Below are 16,442 nucleotides of genomic sequence, written 5' to 3'. Positions count from 1 at the left end.
TCCTTAACAGTATGTGATTTGCTGTATGTCAGATGAGCAGTATGTAACATTCGTTTTCTAATCAACAATAACAACCGCACGTCAGCCCTTATCGTTATATAACGGGATGTTTAGCGAGAATACCATGCCTGAAGGCTCTAATCGGTTCGCGCTGATCGTGCCGTGATACGCCTCAATAATCCGTTTCGATATTGAGAGCCCTAGCCCTAAGCCTTCCGGTTTAGTGGTAAAGAACGGGTCGAACAACTTTTCTAATTTGTCGTCCTGCATGCCAATTCCGTTATCCCAAATGATCACCTGACAAGAGTCATGATGCAGTTGCCATTCGATGCCTATCTGAGGGCTAGCCTGTTGGTCTACGTTTTCCAGGTTTTGTTGCTCCTGCAAGACTTTCTGTTCAAGAACTTGTTGTTGAAGCGCTTGAGTCGCGTTGTGAATCAGGTTAACCAGCACTTGTTCGAGCTCGGTTGGGTGAATCGCAATGTTAATGTCGTCTGGCACTGTGCTTAACCTTAGCGTGATGCCTTGTTTGATCATTAGCGCACTAAGAATACTGGTCGCGTTGTTGATCGATTGATGCAGGTTTGCGACGTGATGTTCTTGCTTGGTGACCTTACGAGTGAAGACTTTAAGACGCGCGATGATGTCGGTAATTGAGGTATTCAAAGCAATCATTTTATCGAGATTGCTTTTGACCAAGTCAGTCCGTTCCATTTCAAGCAGCTTTAAGCTGTTCTCACTGTATGTTCGCAGCGCTGCAAGTGGTTGGTTGATTTCGTGGTTAATGCTGGCTGACAGCTCACCGAGTACCGCTAATTTTGCGGTTTGTGTCAGCTCTTGTTCTGTCTGTTTCAACTTCGACTGCGACTCTTGGTATTGAAAAAGGGTTTGTTGCAGCTGTTGATTGGATTGCTTCAAGTAGTGAGTGCGTTTATCAACGGTTTGCTCAAGGTTTTGGTTGAGTCGGGTCAACGCCACTTTCGCGAGATAAGTCTGGCGCCACGACCAAGCGATGAGCACCACCAAGCTGTAAATCACCACGAAGATGACATCGATCTGCAAAACTTTAATAAGCTCCGCTCTGGTCTCTTTTAGGGCGACGACTTGGTACTGGTTGTTGCTGACCGTTGCAGGGTAAAGATTAAAAGCACTAAGCTTGAATAGCTGGTTAGCGGTGAGCTCTTTTCGGATTTCATTGGATTGAAGGTTCTTAGATTGATTGACGTTGCTAGCTTCTGACTGAGAGCTTGAAGAACGGAAGGCTTCGATGATCGAAATTTCGCTTTGACCGTATTGGCGTTGAAGTGCGATATCCGTTTGTTGTTGCTGGGTTAATGGCAACAATGAATGGTAAAGCCATGGAGCTTGGCTCGATAGAAAGACTACTTGGTTAGAGTCGAGTACCACGATTTCATAGTCGTCGCTGGTTAGGATGTTTTCGAGGTTCTCTAAACTCACCTTTACGGTGATAACACCAACAATGTCATTCTCAACATACAGTGGTGAAGATAAAAAATAACCGCGTACATTCGAGCGAGCGCCTAGCGCGACATATTGTGTATTGTTGCCTTGAATGGCTGAAGCAAAGTAGGGACGAAACGAGAAGTTCTCACCCACAAAAGTACGAGGCTTTTGGTAATTACTGGAAGCGACTACAGTGCCGCTCGGGTCATGAATATAGATGGTGTCAGCTTGGCTTTGGTTTGACCATTCAAACAGTAATTGATTGAGTTGAGTGGCGGAAATTTTGTCTGTTTGTGGTGATGAGTCAAAATAAGAGAGCAGACGCGGGTCATGGCTGAGTAAATCCGGGATCTGTTTGAACTTATCCAGTTCAGAATCGATTTGTAGATTGGCTTTATTAGCCGCTTCATTGAGTTGCTGAGTAACGATTTTTTCTTGGAATTGTACTGCCATAAAGTGGGTTGCAGTCAGCCCTGAAGCTCCCAGTAACAATGAGAATAAAACAAAGGGCGTCATTAGGTTAGGCAGTATCTTGGTCACTTGGATCTCAGCGTGTAATCGGTTTGTATAAAGATTATCAATATGATTGATTGAGTACCGAGATCTTGTTAACACCGAACACCTTCTGTGAGACAAAACCATGGCTTAGACTTGTGTTTCAAAGGATTACAGCGCAAAATCACAAAAAATTGAAAGGAGCAACCAAATGGAACTGACAGATATTCGTCGTGAATACGCTAAGGGTGGATTGAGACGTAAAGACTTGGCCGCAGACCCTATTGAGCAATTCAATCTATGGTTAGAGCAAGCCATCGAAGCTAAGATGACTGACCCTACTGCCATGACAGTTGCCACGGTTGATGAAAATGGTCAGCCATTCCAACGAATTGTTTTGCTAAAGAATGTTGATAAAGACGGTTTCGTTTTTTACACCAACTTAGGTAGCCGTAAAGCGCACCAACTTGAGCACAGCAGTAAGATAAGCCTGCATTTCCCTTGGCATCCTCTAGAACGACAAGTTCACATTACTGGCACCGCTGAAAAGCTGACAGCAATGGAAAACATGAAGTATTTCTCGTCACGTCCAAAAGAGAGCCAATTGGCAGCGATTGCAAGTAAGCAGAGTAGCCGTATCTCAGCTCGTGGCATTTTAGAAGGCAAGTATCTAGAGCTTAAACAGAAGTTTGCTAAAGGAGAGATTCCGGTGCCTTCTTTCTGGGGTGGCTTCCGAGTTCGCGTGGATAGCATTGAGTTTTGGCAGGGTGGTGAACACCGCTTGCATGACCGTTTCTTGTTCTCACGCCAAGACAACAGCTGGGATATTGATCGCCTAGCGCCTTAGGCTTACGGATCTTAAGTGGTCTACACCGAATAGAACATACAAAAATACCGCTGACTTAGTGATTAGAAACATCAAGCAGCGGTATTTTTTTATCTGTGCATTCCCAGATTCATCGACGAGTTGGTCATTCAACTCATTTATCACTGTGCAGCACAACGGAGATCTGTTTATTGAGCAGAGTTTCTGGGATCACGGAGCCTAAGCCCGAGTCCAGTGCATACTCAATTAATTGGCTTTTGCTGCGCGCATCGAACTTCTGTTTCAATCTCGCGACATGACCTTCGACCGTTTTGATTGAAATGTCTAACGTAGACGCAATGTATTGAGGCTTCTTGCCGAAAAGCAGTAAGAACAACACCTCTGATTCTCGCGAAGTCAGCCGCTTTTGCAGCTTAGACACGCGCGGCTCTGATCCCGCAAGTGATGCTTGATTACCTTTCGCTCCTGTTGCCTGACAAACCCAGTGGCCGACTTCTAAGATCGCAGTATCAGTGAGCTCTTGCCCATAGAAGATAGTGCCTTGGACATTGTCGTTATCATCAAGCCAAGGGGTTTTGGTAAAGATATGGGCGTGCCAGCGTCCGTCTGGATAGGGGTGAATATCGAGGATTTTAAGGGTACTGCGTGTATCCATCACATGTTTGTCTTGAGCTCTGAAATCTTGCGCGCACTCAATGGTTTGACTGGGCATGTCGAAGTCGGTCAAACCAGTACAAGTCTCATCGGGTTTTAAGCCAATCAGTTTGTTGTAGGCAAGGTTTGCGTACACGAAGACCGAATCAGTATCTTTGCAGCCCCAGCAACCTGGAAGTTGTTCAAATAAAGAACGATGTATGGAGTTGAATGGATCTGGCAAGGTTTTATCTCGTAAGCAGAGGTATAGCAATAATATCAGTTTCTTATAGCGCTGCAATGGCAATTAGAGTTTGTACTCTGCTCGAAAAATAGGGGGGTGAATGACAGTTAAACAGATTGTTGACTAACTGCTTCAATCACGGAGAATAGGTGGGCAGAAAGGGTGATAAACAGGCAAAAAAAAGCCAGCCTGAAGAGGGGCTGGCTAAAGACAAGATATGCCTTGTCGACATGTAGAAGATTTTCAGCTTAATTTACGAGGGTCAGGTAAATTAAACTGAGGCATCAATTTGATACCCAGAGTGACTTACTACTCTATCGACGAATCTACTCCTAGGAATGCTTATGCATAAGGGGGGAATTCCCCTATAAATGCTGCTCAATGTGATAATTGAGAACCTAAAGTAAATATTTGAGATCCAGAGTCAGTGATTGAAAGCCTACAGCTCTCGTACGACTCGGAATCCTAGATAGTTCGCTGCCGTTGAAGGCGGTACGTACAGTTCGTTAAACACTTTTGCCTCTTCTGGAGAGAAGCTCCACGCGCCACCTTTCGCTAAACCTTTCTGAATGGTTGTCCATTCCCATACGTTACCCACCATGTCGTAGAAGCCTGTTGGTGTTGGCAGGAATGATTTAACTGGAGATGTGCTAACGTTTGACCAAGGCGTACCCGCCCAGCCAGTGTTGGCCTTACCTGAGCGGAACTCGTTACCCCACCAGAAGTTGGTGTCTTGACCTGCTCTTGCTGCAGCTTCCCACTCTTGTGGTGTAGGTAAACGGTAAGTGAAGCCGGTATTTTGAGATAACCAACGAGTGTACGCTTTTGCATCATTTTGGCTGACACATACAACGGGTGAGTTATCTGCTTGTTTAAAGCCAGGGCTTTGCCAGTCATTGTCCGAAACGGTTGTGATCTCTGCATTCACGAACGTATCGCAGGTGTTCATCAGCTCAGCGTCTGTCTGGTAGCCAGTGCTGTCAACAAATGTTCTAAAGTCTTGAACACGGGTTGGAGTTGCGGCTAATGCAAACGGCTGTTTGATCGTCACTTGTTGTGCGTTGTTTTCACCGAGTAGGTAGCGACCTGAGCCGACAACAATCATTTCAGGGCTCTGAATGTTGTTTCCCATCGGGTCTGCAAACTTGGTACCGACATTCAATGAGTTCTGCTTGGCCTGTAATACGGCTCGTAGGTTGTGATCGCGGGCTATCTTCAGCTCTTGGTAGAAAGAAAGGTAACCCTCTTTCTCAATCGTGACCATGTGCTGGCCTGTTGGTAACATCACTTCAACGGGTGTGCTGCCATAGTTCACGCCGTTGATAGAAACCTTGTCGTTGTATTGATTTGAACGAACCACCAAGTTAACCCAAGCGACTTCTTTTTGCTGGTCGTTGGCTTGTTGATCGCTTTGAGTGAAACAGTTTGATGACTGAATACCAAGTAGACGACAAGGTGTGTTCTTATCTGGACGAGTTTCTAGGTTTGCCGCAATCACTGCTCGGTAACGGTTATCTTCAGAGAAGCCAGAGGATTTCACTTTGTGTTGCAGAACGTGAATGTTCAGCGAAGCAGACGCAAGGTGCTCTTTCACTGTTTTCGATTCAGTCGCGTTGTCCACCAGGCTGTGCTGGAATTGTTTTACCGCTTTTTGAAGTGCCAATGTCACCGTTTGGTTTGAACACTGCGCTAGTGTCATATCGCTGCTGCAACGGTTGGTAAAGCTAACAGTTTGCTCTTCCGTCTGAGTGATCTCGTTTCTGAGTCGCTCTGCTCTTGCTCTTAGCTTGTCTTGGTTCAGGTTTGCGATTGAAGCTTCTGCCGCGGCTTTCTCGGCTTGGATAGCCTCAAGCTCTATCACTAAGCCTTGCTGCTTCTGTTCTGAGTCTGAAATCGCAAGCTTGCCCTCTTTTACGGTTTTCCAAGCGTCTTGGAAGCGGTTTTGAGCAGGCGAGATATCGAAATCGGGCTCATCAATCATGCGCGTGTAATCTTGCTCTAGGCTGGCCTTTGCCTTTGCGAGTGTTAGCTCTGCTTGAGCCGATAACTTGGCTAGACGTGCCGTTTGCTGCGCTTGATTGTCGACTTCATTTTGTTTGTCAGCTAGTTTCTTCTCAACAGCCGTTAAGTCGGCATGCTTTTCGAAAAGTGAGCTTTCAATGTCGCTGACAGAAGACGCGATCGCTGGTGGTGTCGCCTCAGCGAAAACAGCAGGAGTCATTAGGCAGGGAGCAAGTGCAAATAGTAGAGTAGGAAGACCTTGGCGCATGATGGGCTACTTCAATCGTAATTTAGGTTAATCGAATATTCTAAACGAAAACGCCATTTCGTCTGCAGCTACTGTTTATAACGATCAAACAAGGTTATAACGACCGTACAGTTTATAACGATCATACAGATTATAACTACCAACAAAATGGCGAGTATTCATTCAGCTTTGTGAAATAGGCACGGCTATCTGAATTAGAGCGCTGAGCTATTCATACTGGACTTAGCTTTCCTTGCTAGGAAGAAGCTTAACCCAAATAGTGTCGCTACCGTTGATGGTAACTGTGCGGTTGTAAGACTCGTAACCTTGTTTTGAAATGGTTACTTGGTGACGACCACTTGGTAGCGCAACCTCAAGAGGGGTGCTGCCATACTTAATGCCGTTGATGGTCACTGAGTCATTGTACTGATCAGAACGTACCGTCACGTTAGCCCATTGTTTGTCACTCTTCTTAACGACTGCTGCGTCACTGCCCGTTAAACAGTAGCGCGTTGAAACGTTCAATAAGTTACATGCTGCAACCGCTTCAGGTTTTGCTTGAAGCTGAGCCTGCATCTTCATGAAGTAAGAGTTGTTACCAGAAAAGCCACTCTTGATCGCTTGGCTGTCTTGAACATGGATGTTCAGTTGAACACCTTGCAAGTTCTGTTTTGCTAATGAACTTTCCGTGAGCTGCTCAAGTAATTGGCTCTTGAACGTTTTCACCGCTTTTTGATTGGTCAGGTGTTTACCTTGAGCAGTACATTCACCCAATGTCATCGTTGATGAACATGTGGTGGTGTAGCTGGTTTCAAGAACGGCACTTTCGCGAAGTTCTGATGCAATACGTTTAACGCGAGCTTCAACTTTCGACTCTCTCAAGTTAGCCAGCTCATTATTCAGGCGAGCTTGCTTTTGCTTGATTTGAGAAAGGTGAATTTCGCTCTCGTTCATCGCTTGTTCGTTATCTAGCTGAGACGATTGATTCTCTTTAACCGCAGCCCAAGCGTCTTGGTAACTTTTCTGGAAAGAGACCAAATCCGTTTCTGGATCTTCAAGCAAGCGACTGTACTGTTTGTCGAGTACAGACTTGGCTCTGTTACGTTTTGCCTTAAGTTCTTCACCTTCGCGTAACAACTTGCTGTTCTTATTTTGAAGTTGTTTTAGGTTTTCAGTCGCCGATACTTTGGTTGCTGAAATACGCTCAATATCTGAGTTTTTCTCTGTTAGCTTTGCATCGATAGCTGAAACGGGATCGACTTGATTCAGTTCTTCAGCGGATACCGATGCAGATACCCAAAGTGGGGATAGCGCGAGTAAAAGCGCTGAAATTCGAAAGTTAGTCATAGGTCCCTGCAACTTGTAGATTGAAAATTGGCTCGTTAATAAAGTGTCTACTTCCTAGTTGTGAGTCACTAGTTATTAGCAATTAACACAGTACCCGTCTTTATACCGTTTTATTGCTATCCAATCTACTCAAAAGCCAAGTTTCGGTACTTCGGATACACTTTTTGCAGGTTTATCGCCAATTATTTGAGCTATATAAGAAAATTTATTCATTATGTTGGAGCGACAAAGTATTTATTGGTGGCATGGTTTGCTTGTCGGTGTGATTGCTTGTGAAGCCCCTAAACTCACCGGAACGATTGGTTTTACAATGCCCGTAGTTTGTGCACTCTTGATCATCTTTCCGGAGGCATGATCAAGACGATCTCGATGATGATCTTTTGTTTAAGGCGAGGAAATGACTCTCATGATCATTTACAAATTCATCTTATGCAGATTTCAGAGTATTATTCTTACTATGTCGACCTGAGTATTTTGATGTTATGCCTAAACCGTTACCCTTTCCGAACTTTGACTTGTCCCCGCTAAGCCTTACTGGCCCTCGCCCTGCGGAGATCATTACTTTGCCTTCGCATATGGATTGTCACGATCACCATTATTCGCAGGTAGTCATTGGTCTAAAAGGTCAGGCGGAATTTGAAGTGAGCGGTAAAGGTAATCTTGTCGGTCCAGGGCAAGGCTGTGTAGTCACGGCTCGCTCTGATCATGCTTTCGGTGGAGTGGTTGGTCAGTCGGATATTCTCGTACTCAACATGCCTATGCCAACCGATGATGACCCTCTGATGCTAGAGAAGATTAACCAGTTAGAATCCTCGAACGTCTACTTCCAATTAGATGCGCAAATTCAAAAGCTTATCCATATGTTGGTGCAAGAGATGCAGGCCAGTCCTGATGATCTGTTGTTGAGTCGAGCTTGTAATGACACGGTGATTGCGTTGATGCAAAGACACATCTCGGCATTTGAAACCTCGATTAAAGATTCGCGTTTCGATCTTGAGTCGTTGGATCGCTACATCGAACAACACTTGGCTAATAAGATCTCAGTCGCGCAGCTTGCAGGCAGTGTGTTCTTGGGCGAAAGCCAATTCCACATGCTATTCAAAGATCAAATGGGCATTACCCCTCACCAATATGTTTTAGGAAAGCGTATCGACCGCTCTCGACGCCTTATTGAACAAGGTAATCTTAGCCTTGGACAGGTTGCAGAACTGGCTGGTTTTTCCGGTCAATCCTCCTTTACTCACACCTTTTCTCGCCTTCAAGGCATGTCACCATCTCAATACAAAAAGCAAATTTCTGTTAAATAAAAAAACAAAACGGCATATTATATTAAAGTTTCATATGTGACCTTGTGTTTGTTTTGTTAATAAAGCGAGTTTTTAGCAAAAAACTCGGAGTTTTTGACAAGTAATCCTTATATACTCTAAATACACTGCAGCCATTGTAGAGATCCCGAACTCTTTTCGGGTGTGAGATTAAGGAAAACGCATGTTTACAGCTACTGATGTGTTAAAGCCAGAATTCAACGAGCAGTCGCTTGCTGATCTTTGGACGCTTATCTCACCATTATATATGGTGGATGAAACCCAATGGCTAGAGCAACTTCTGCCGCTAGCTACCCCTTCTGAGTCTGAAAAGCAGCAAATCACAGACAAAACGACATCATTGATCGAAGCTATCCGCGCGGATAAGACTTCTATCCAGATGATCGATGCACTGTTGCTTGAATACAGTCTAGATACTCAAGAGGGCATCTTGCTGATGTGTCTGGCGGAAGCCTTGATGCGTATTCCTGACTCAGCAACCGCTGATGCACTGATTCGTGACAAACTCAGCGTTGCGGATTGGAAATCTCACCTAAAGAATTCTGACTCAGTGTTTGTTAACGCATCCACTTGGGGCCTAATGCTAACAGGCAAGGTTGTTGGACTTTCATCTAACGAGCAGAGTGCGGGTCAAGCCGTTAACCGCTTAGTAAACAAGCTTTCTGAGCCGGTGATTCGTAAAGCGATGCACCAAGCGATGAAGGTGATGGGTCACCAATTCGTTCTTGGCCGTAGCATTGCTGAAGCGCAAAAGAACGGTAAGTCTATGCGTGATAAAGGCTTTACCTACTCATACGACATGCTAGGTGAAGCGGCACTGACTACTGCAGACGCAAACAAATACTTCAAAGATTACCTAATGGCGATTGAAGCCGTAGGTCGAGACACATATGTCTCTTCAAAATCGAGCCCTGCGCCATCGGTATCTATCAAGCTTTCTGCGCTTCACCCACGTTATGAAGTGGCGAACGAAGACCGCGTATTGACGGAACTTTGCGACACGCTAGAGCAGCTATTGCGCCGTGCAGTAGAGCTCGATGTTGCAATTACGATTGATGCGGAAGAAGCGGATCGCCTAGAGCTTTCTCTTAAATTATTCGAAAAACTGTACCGCACTGACCTTGTAAAAGGTTGGGGTAAATTTGGTCTGGTTATTCAAGCTTACTCAAAGCGTGCACTACCGGTTCTAGTATGGCTAAACCGCCTAGCGAAAGAGCAGGGTGATTTAATCCCGCTTCGCCTAGTGAAGGGCGCGTACTGGGACAGCGAAATCAAATGGTCACAGCAGGCTGGTTTCACTGATTACCCAGTTTACACTCGTAAAGAAGCGACAGACGTAGCTTACCTTGCTTGTGCGCGTTACCTATTGAGCCCAAGTGTTCGCGGCAATATCTTCCCGCAGTTTGCCAGCCACAATGCTCATACGGTTTCTGCTATTGCCGTAATGACCGACCATAAAGACTTTGAATTCCAACGCTTACACGGCATGGGTGATTCTCTGTACAACCACGCGATGGAAGCTTACCAGCAGTCGGTACGTATCTACGCACCTGTTGGTAGCCATAAAGACTTACTGCCATACCTAGTACGTCGCTTGCTAGAAAACGGCGCAAACAGCTCGTTTGTACACCGTTTAGTTGATGCTCGTTGCCCTGTGGCAGAGCTGACACAACACCCTGTCGATATGCTTCTTGCATTCGATACATTGCACAACACTAAGATTCCTCTGCCTCCAGCGGTATTCCCTGAGCGTAAGAACTCTTACGGTGTGAACATTGACATCGAGAGTGAAGCGCATCAGTTTGAAGAGCAGGTTAAAGCTTTCCTTAATAATCAATGGACTGCTGGCCCTGTGATCAACGGTGAATCTCTTGCCGAAAGCATGATCAAGGCTGAACAGAATGTTGAGCAAGTGACTGCACCTTACGATCGTCGTATTAATGTCGGTCAGGTGGCTTTCGCTAACCTTGATCATGTTTCCGCAGCGATCACTGGCGCAGATGCAGCATTTGCTGATTGGAACGCAACTTCAGTTGAAACCAAAGCGGCAGCGCTTGATAAGCTGGCTGACCTGATGGAAGACAACCTTGCTGAGCTGGTGGCAATTTGTCATCAAGAAGCAGGTAAGACGATTCACGACAGCGTTGATGAAGTGCGTGAAGCGGTCGACTTCTGTCGTTACTACGCAAAACAAGCGGATAACCTACAAGGTTTCGAACTAAAAGGTTTTGATGGCCAAACACGAATCGCTTCACGACAAGGTCGTGGTGTGTTCGTTTGTATCAGCCCTTGGAACTTCCCTCTAGCGATCTTCCTTGGCCAAATTACTGCAGCACTAGTGGCGGGTAACACGGTTGTGGCGAAGCCTGCCGAGCAAACAAGCTTGATTGCAGCTCGCGCGGTTGAACTGATGAATGAAGCGGGTTTCCCTGCTGGCACCATTCAGTTACTACCGGGTCGTGGCGCTGAGATCGGCAGTGCACTAACCAGCCATGATGCAATTGCTGGCGTTGCTTTTACGGGTTCAACACCAACAGCACAACGCATCAACGTTTCATTGGCAAGTCGTAACGCTAAGCCTGTTCCGTTTATTGCGGAAACCGGTGGTCAGAACGCGATGATCGTCGACAGTACCGCACTGCCTGAACAGGTAGTTCGTGATGTTATTCGTTCTGCATTCGCTTCAGCAGGTCAACGTTGTTCTGCGCTGCGTGTGCTTTACATTCAAGAAGACATCGCAGACCGCGTGGTTGCATTGATTCACGGTGCAATGGACGAATTGAGTGTGGGTATCCCACATCTTCATAAAACGGATGTTGGCCCTGTTATCGACCAAAATGCGAAACAGAAGTTGTTGGCGCACTTAGAAAACATGACCAATACCCAGAAGAAGGTGGCTCAACTTTCTCTAGGTAGTGATTGTGAACATGGTGATTTTGTTCCACCAAGTGCGTTTGAAATCGATGACATCAGCTGCTTGAAAGAGGAACAGTTTGGCCCTGTGCTGCACATTGTTCGCTTCAAAGCGAGTGAGTTGGCGCAAGTGGTCGATCAAATTAACCAAACGGGCTTTGGCCTAACCATGGGTATCCACAGCCGTAACGAGACAACTTACCGTTGGATCGAAAAACACGTTCGTGTGGGTAACTGCTACATCAACCGTGACCAAGTGGGCGCCGTTGTTGGGGTTCAGCCATTCGGCGGCCAAGGTTTGTCAGGTACTGGCCCTAAAGCGGGTGGTCCTCACTACCTATACCGTTTTACAGATGTTCATTTCTCTCAATCACAAGACAAGGCATAAGGAGCAGTATCATGGTTCATCAAGTGACAGGTTTTTCTGATGCTTTGCTAGCGTGGGAACAATGGAATCTTACCGACTTTGATTACAAGAGTGCTCAGGTACTTGCGCTGAAATCAGAGATCGAAAGTCAATCTGTGCCTTTGGCTGCAGTGGCAACTTATCATTTAGAGCAAGCGTCTGCGCTGCTTTCTGAGCATCATCTAATGGCGGGTCCTACGGGCGAAACCAATGAGTTGTATGCCGCAGGCCGCGGTGTGGCTTTGGTGATTGTTGATGATTGCGAAGAGAAAGTGCCCGCACTGCAAACTGCAACAGCGATGATTACTGCAGCACTATTGGCAGGTAACAGCGTTCAATTGTGCAGTGATGACGTGCAGTTCAACACCTTAATTGCAGATGCCGCGAAACAAGCGAATCTACCAACCAACCTGGTGCAGGTTGCCTCGTACGACGCTGCTCAACAGCTGTTGTCTTGCGATGTGCGAAGCGCGGGTTACGTAGGTAATTCACAAACGGCACAAGCTATCAATTTACAGCTTGCTAAGCGTGACGGTGCAATCGTCGGTTTAGTAGCTGAAACGGATCTGGCGACAATGAATGTTGCCAATGATCCACACCTATCGCTGCGCTTCATTACCGAGCGTACGCGAACTATAAATATAACAGCCGTGGGCGGTAACGCGACCTTGCTCGAACTTGGAAGCGAAGCTCACTAACCTTCAGTAAAATTGGCTCTAAAGACTTTTGGTTTCTCCATTGTTGGGTTTTCCCATTTTTGGATTTAACCCTGAGTGCTTTGGAGCCTCAATACCTAACTCAATGCACTTGCTTGCCTTTACGGTGAGTACCTTGCATTGAATTAGGCATGGAAGGCTTTCTACAAAATGAGGACTATCAAATGATAGAAAACAGTTTTGCAATAACGACGACGTTCATTGCGTATCTAATTATGATGCTAGCGATCGGTGTTATTGCTTACAAACGTACAGCTAACTCAACTGACTACTTCCTAGGTGGTCGTTCGTTAGGCCCATGGCCTGCTGCACTTTCTGCTGGTGCATCAGACATGAGTGGTTGGTTGCTGCTTGGCCTGCCTGGTTACGCTTACGCTGCTGGCTTTGAAGCATTTTGGCTTGCTGGTGGCCTACTTGTTGGTACTTGGGCAAACTGGTTAATCAGTGCAAAACGTCTACGTACTTACAGCATTACGACTGAATCACTGACGCTGCCTGAGTTCCTATCTCGTCGCTTCAACGATAATTCTAAGCTGATCCAAACAATTTCTGCTTTCTTTATCCTTTTATTCTTCCTTTTCTATACAAGTTCAGGCTTGGTAGCAGGTGGTAAATTGTTTGAAACGGTATTCGGCTTAGATTACACAACAGCGGTAATCATCGGCACGGTATGTGTGGTTTCGTACACCCTGTTTGGTGGCTTCCTAGCGGTATCTTGGACTGACTTAGTTCAAGGCCTGCTAATGTCGGCTGCGCTATTGATTGTACCAATCGCGGCAATGAACGGTGGCCTTGGTCAGCTATCTAGCGACCTGCACAACATCAACCCAGAGCTTCTAACGCTATGGAATGATGCGAAAGGTGAGCCACTGTCTGCTATTGCGATCATCTCGCTAGCGGCATGGGGCTTGGGTTACTTCGGTCAACCACACATCTTGGCTCGTTTTAAAGCAACTCGTTCAAACAAAGATCTTGTGACAGCACGCCGCATTGCGGTTATCTGGACTGCATTGTCTATGGTTGGTGCAATGCTTGTCGGTCTTGTTGGTCTAATCTACGTGACTAACTCTGGCGCGCCTAAACTAGACGATGGCGAGAAGATCTTCATGCTTCTTGTTAACGCGATGTTCCACCCAGTCATCGCCGGTATCCTACTTGCTGCAATCCTAGCGGCAATTATGAGTACTGCTGATTCACAGCTTCTTGTTTCTTCATCTGCAATGGCAGAAGACTTGTACAAGCAAATTCTGAAGAAAGACGCAACGTCAGAAGAGATTGTTCGTGTTGGCCGTTTCGCGGTTATCCTAATTTCTCTGATTGCTCTTGTGCTAGCGATGACGCCGGACAGTTCAGTTCTTGGCCTTGTATCTTACGCATGGGCTGGTTTCGGTGCTGCGTTTGGTCCAGCTATCGTATTGAGCCTTTACTGGCCTCGTATGAACCGTAACGGCGCTCTAGCGGGTATCGTGGTTGGTGGTGTTACGATTGTTCTTTGGAAGCAGTTCACGGGCGGTTGGTTCGATGTGTACGAAATCGTACCGGGAATCATCCTATCGACTCTTTCTATCGTTATCGTGAGCCTAATTACTGGCGAGCCTGAAGACGAAGTTAAGAAGCAACACGCTGAGTTCGAGAAGAACCTAGTTGAGCTAGACTAATTTACATTGTAAAACAGGTGTGAATTAGCAAAAAACATTAGCTAAAAAGCAATTGTAAAAAGAAATTGAAAAATAAAAGCAATAGAGTCACTTTGGTGGCTCTATTTTGTTGACTATACCTAAATGCTTTGACCTTTTGTTGCGTCTGGCAAGTTGAGTGTATTGAGCATGTTTACCTTGTTGGTGACGCTGGCTAAGTCATACTTCTAGGCTCGGAACATTTCAGTTCCCACTGGGATACATTACTCTTGCTAAGAGCTGTTGAGTAAATGAATAGGAAGGTAGTAGTGCCTCAAGTAATCCCGAATATTGGCTTTAACCATGAAAAAACGGCGCAGGCTGAGCTGGAGTTGGTGCCCTTATCTCGGCTCTATTCAGAAAGCAATATTAATCACGACCCTCAACTGCCACATCGTGTCAGCTTCTTCCTGATTCTGTTTATCGAGCAAGGCTCAGGCACACACATGGTCGACTTTGAGGACTACCCTTTTAGCCAAGGGAGCGTGTTGTTCATTCAAAGAGAGCAGGTGCACGCCTTTGATTTTAGTAATAAGCCACAAGGCACTGCGGTTTTGTTTACTCAAGCGTTCTTAGACAGCGTTCACGCTAACATGAAGTTGCCGAACTACACGCCTACTCATTTGAACAAGGCGCATTCGGCACTGTTGTCACTAGACGAATCCCACCAAGATCGAACGCAGAGCCTGTTACAGCAAATTACGATGGAACTGAATCAACCCGAATCTGATCCCTTGATCGCGATGTATCTGTTCTCGGCATTGGCGCTGATTCTTCATCGTCTTCGACCTGAAGTGAAGCAGGATGCCTTGAGCTTGCAGCAGAACATTAAGTTTGCCCGCTATTTTGAGCTTCTTCAAAACAACTACCTGCGCGTGCGAGATGCAAACTGGTACGCCAATCAAATTAACACCACCTACAAGACGTTGAACCAAGTGTGCAAAGTCGCAACGGGGTTAACTGCCAAGCAAATCATCGATTCTTTTACCGTTTTAGAAATGAAGCGTCAGCTGGTGGTAACCAATATTACGTCTCAAAAAATGGCGTCAGATTTTGGTTTTGAAGACGCCAGTAATTTCGTTAAGTACTTTAAAAATCATACTCAAATGACGCCTAGCGAGTTTCAAAAGAAGTATTCCAAGCCTTCCCTCTCTGAATAGTGAATGGGTCGACACGAATCATCTAAGGTTCGATATCTACCATTTTTCTGCCTAAATCCACTCTGCCGTGAGCCTCTCTCGTTGATTAATATAGTTTCCAAGCCAACGAGAGGACTTTAAAAATGAAAACAATAACTAAATCTACATTACTAGCGGCAAGCGTATTTAGCGCTTCTACTTTCGCAACCACTGCGACTGCACAAGAGCTGTCAATTCAAGAAAAAGCGGTAGCGGTTATTTCGAGCATTGAAACGGGCGACGCAAAAGCGGTGAGCTACATTAACCCTGAAAAGTACATTCAACATAACCTAGCAGTTGGCGATGGCTTAGCGGGCTTTGGTGAAGTGCTACAAATGCTGCCTGAGGGCTCTGCGAAAGCACAAGTGACGCGCTCATTTCAAGATGGCGACTATGTTGTTGCTCATACCGAATATAACTTCTTTGGCCCGAAAGTCGGCTTTGATGTGTTCCGCTTTGAAGATGGACAGATAGTTGAGCATTGGGACAACCTGCAAGAAATTGCCAAGCCAAACGCAAGTGGACGAACTCAATTAGATGGCGCGACTAAAGTCGTAGATCTCGATCAAACGGACAAAAATAAGCAGTTGGTCAGTGGTTTCGTTACTGACATCCTGATCGGCGGTGATATGGCGAAGATTAATAACTATATCGATAATGAAGACAGTGCTTACTTACAGCACAACTCAGGAGTAGCCGATGGTCTAAGCGGGTTGGGTGAAGCTTTGGGTGCGCTAGCAGAAGCGGGTATGCCAATGGTTTATACCGCCAACCATAAGATTTTAGGCCAAGGTAACTTTGTGTTGTCGATCAGTGAAGGCCAGTTCATGAATAATCACGTTGCTTTTTATGATCTATTCCGTGTTGATAACGGAAAAATCGTAGAGCACTGGGATACCATTGAAACTATTCCTGCTCGTTCAGAGTGGAAAAATGACAATGGTAAATTTGGCTTTTAAATTGTGAGCTAA

General features: G+C 45.8%; 11 protein-coding genes. 7 read left to right on the top strand and 4 right to left on the bottom strand.

Annotated features, from left to right (window positions below):
* Positions 1–81: 81 nt before the first annotated feature.
* Positions 82–2,004, bottom strand: a complete 1,923-nt coding sequence (locus L3V36_RS03810) for an ATP-binding protein (protein WP_029406058.1) — start codon at positions 2,002–2,004, stop codon at positions 82–84.
* 166 nt (positions 2,005–2,170) lie between these two features.
* On the opposite strand from L3V36_RS03810, the gene pdxH reads away from it, so the two are divergent.
* Positions 2,171–2,806: a pyridoxamine 5'-phosphate oxidase gene (pdxH, locus tag L3V36_RS03805; protein ID WP_065680947.1), complete on the top strand. Its 636-nt coding sequence runs from the start codon at positions 2,171–2,173 to the stop codon at positions 2,804–2,806.
* Between the two features lie 133 nt (positions 2,807–2,939).
* Here pdxH and L3V36_RS03800 read toward each other — a convergent pair whose 3' ends face one another.
* The 3 genes from L3V36_RS03800 to L3V36_RS03790 form a co-directional block, all read right to left on the bottom strand.
* On the bottom strand, positions 2,940–3,725 hold the full coding sequence (locus L3V36_RS03800; protein WP_017078417.1) for a helix-turn-helix transcriptional regulator: 786 nt from the start codon (positions 3,723–3,725) through the stop codon (positions 2,940–2,942).
* A 376-nt stretch (positions 3,726–4,101) separates the two neighbouring features.
* On the bottom strand, positions 4,102–5,931 hold the full coding sequence (locus tag L3V36_RS03795) for a formylglycine-generating enzyme family protein (protein WP_208774540.1): 1,830 nt from the start codon (positions 5,929–5,931) through the stop codon (positions 4,102–4,104).
* A 222-nt stretch (positions 5,932–6,153) separates the two neighbouring features.
* Positions 6,154–7,257, bottom strand: a complete 1,104-nt coding sequence (locus tag L3V36_RS03790) for a PEGA domain-containing protein (RefSeq protein WP_029221913.1) — start codon at positions 7,255–7,257, stop codon at positions 6,154–6,156.
* A gap of 482 nt (positions 7,258–7,739) precedes the next feature.
* Here L3V36_RS03790 and L3V36_RS03785 point away from each other — a divergent pair, with 482 nt between their 5' ends.
* The 6 genes from L3V36_RS03785 to L3V36_RS03760 all read left to right on the top strand — a co-directional run bounded on the left by L3V36_RS03785 (position 7,740) and on the right by L3V36_RS03760 (position 16,430).
* Positions 7,740–8,564 carry an AraC family transcriptional regulator gene (locus L3V36_RS03785; protein WP_017075637.1) on the top strand — a complete coding sequence of 275 codons (825 nt, stop codon included), beginning with the start codon at positions 7,740–7,742 and terminating at the stop codon, positions 8,562–8,564.
* 181 nt (positions 8,565–8,745) lie between these two features.
* Positions 8,746–11,883 (top strand): bifunctional proline dehydrogenase/L-glutamate gamma-semialdehyde dehydrogenase PutA, encoded by a 3,138-nt coding sequence (gene putA / locus L3V36_RS03780; RefSeq protein ID WP_208774543.1) that lies wholly within the window; start codon positions 8,746–8,748, stop codon positions 11,881–11,883.
* A gap of 11 nt (positions 11,884–11,894) precedes the next feature.
* Entirely contained in the window at positions 11,895–12,599 is a 705-nt protein-coding gene (locus tag L3V36_RS03775) for a 1-pyrroline-5-carboxylate dehydrogenase (RefSeq protein ID WP_004732537.1), read from the top strand.
* 185 nt (positions 12,600–12,784) lie between these two features.
* Positions 12,785–14,275: a sodium/proline symporter PutP gene (gene putP / locus L3V36_RS03770; protein WP_102445741.1), complete on the top strand. Its 1,491-nt coding sequence runs from the start codon at positions 12,785–12,787 to the stop codon at positions 14,273–14,275.
* 287 nt (positions 14,276–14,562) lie between these two features.
* Positions 14,563–15,453 (top strand): helix-turn-helix transcriptional regulator, encoded by an 891-nt coding sequence (locus L3V36_RS03765; RefSeq protein ID WP_004732533.1) that lies wholly within the window; start codon positions 14,563–14,565, stop codon positions 15,451–15,453.
* A 122-nt stretch (positions 15,454–15,575) separates the two neighbouring features.
* Positions 15,576–16,430 (top strand): nuclear transport factor 2 family protein, encoded by an 855-nt coding sequence (locus L3V36_RS03760; RefSeq protein ID WP_017078424.1) that lies wholly within the window; start codon positions 15,576–15,578, stop codon positions 16,428–16,430.
* Positions 16,431–16,442 lie beyond the last annotated feature (12 nt).

Origin of the sequence: Vibrio sp. G-C-1 (genome assembly GCF_021728015.1) — a bacterium.
Lineage (GTDB): Bacteria > Pseudomonadota > Gammaproteobacteria > Enterobacterales > Vibrionaceae > Vibrio > Vibrio splendidus.
This window is presented reverse-complemented; position numbering and strand designations above follow the sequence as displayed.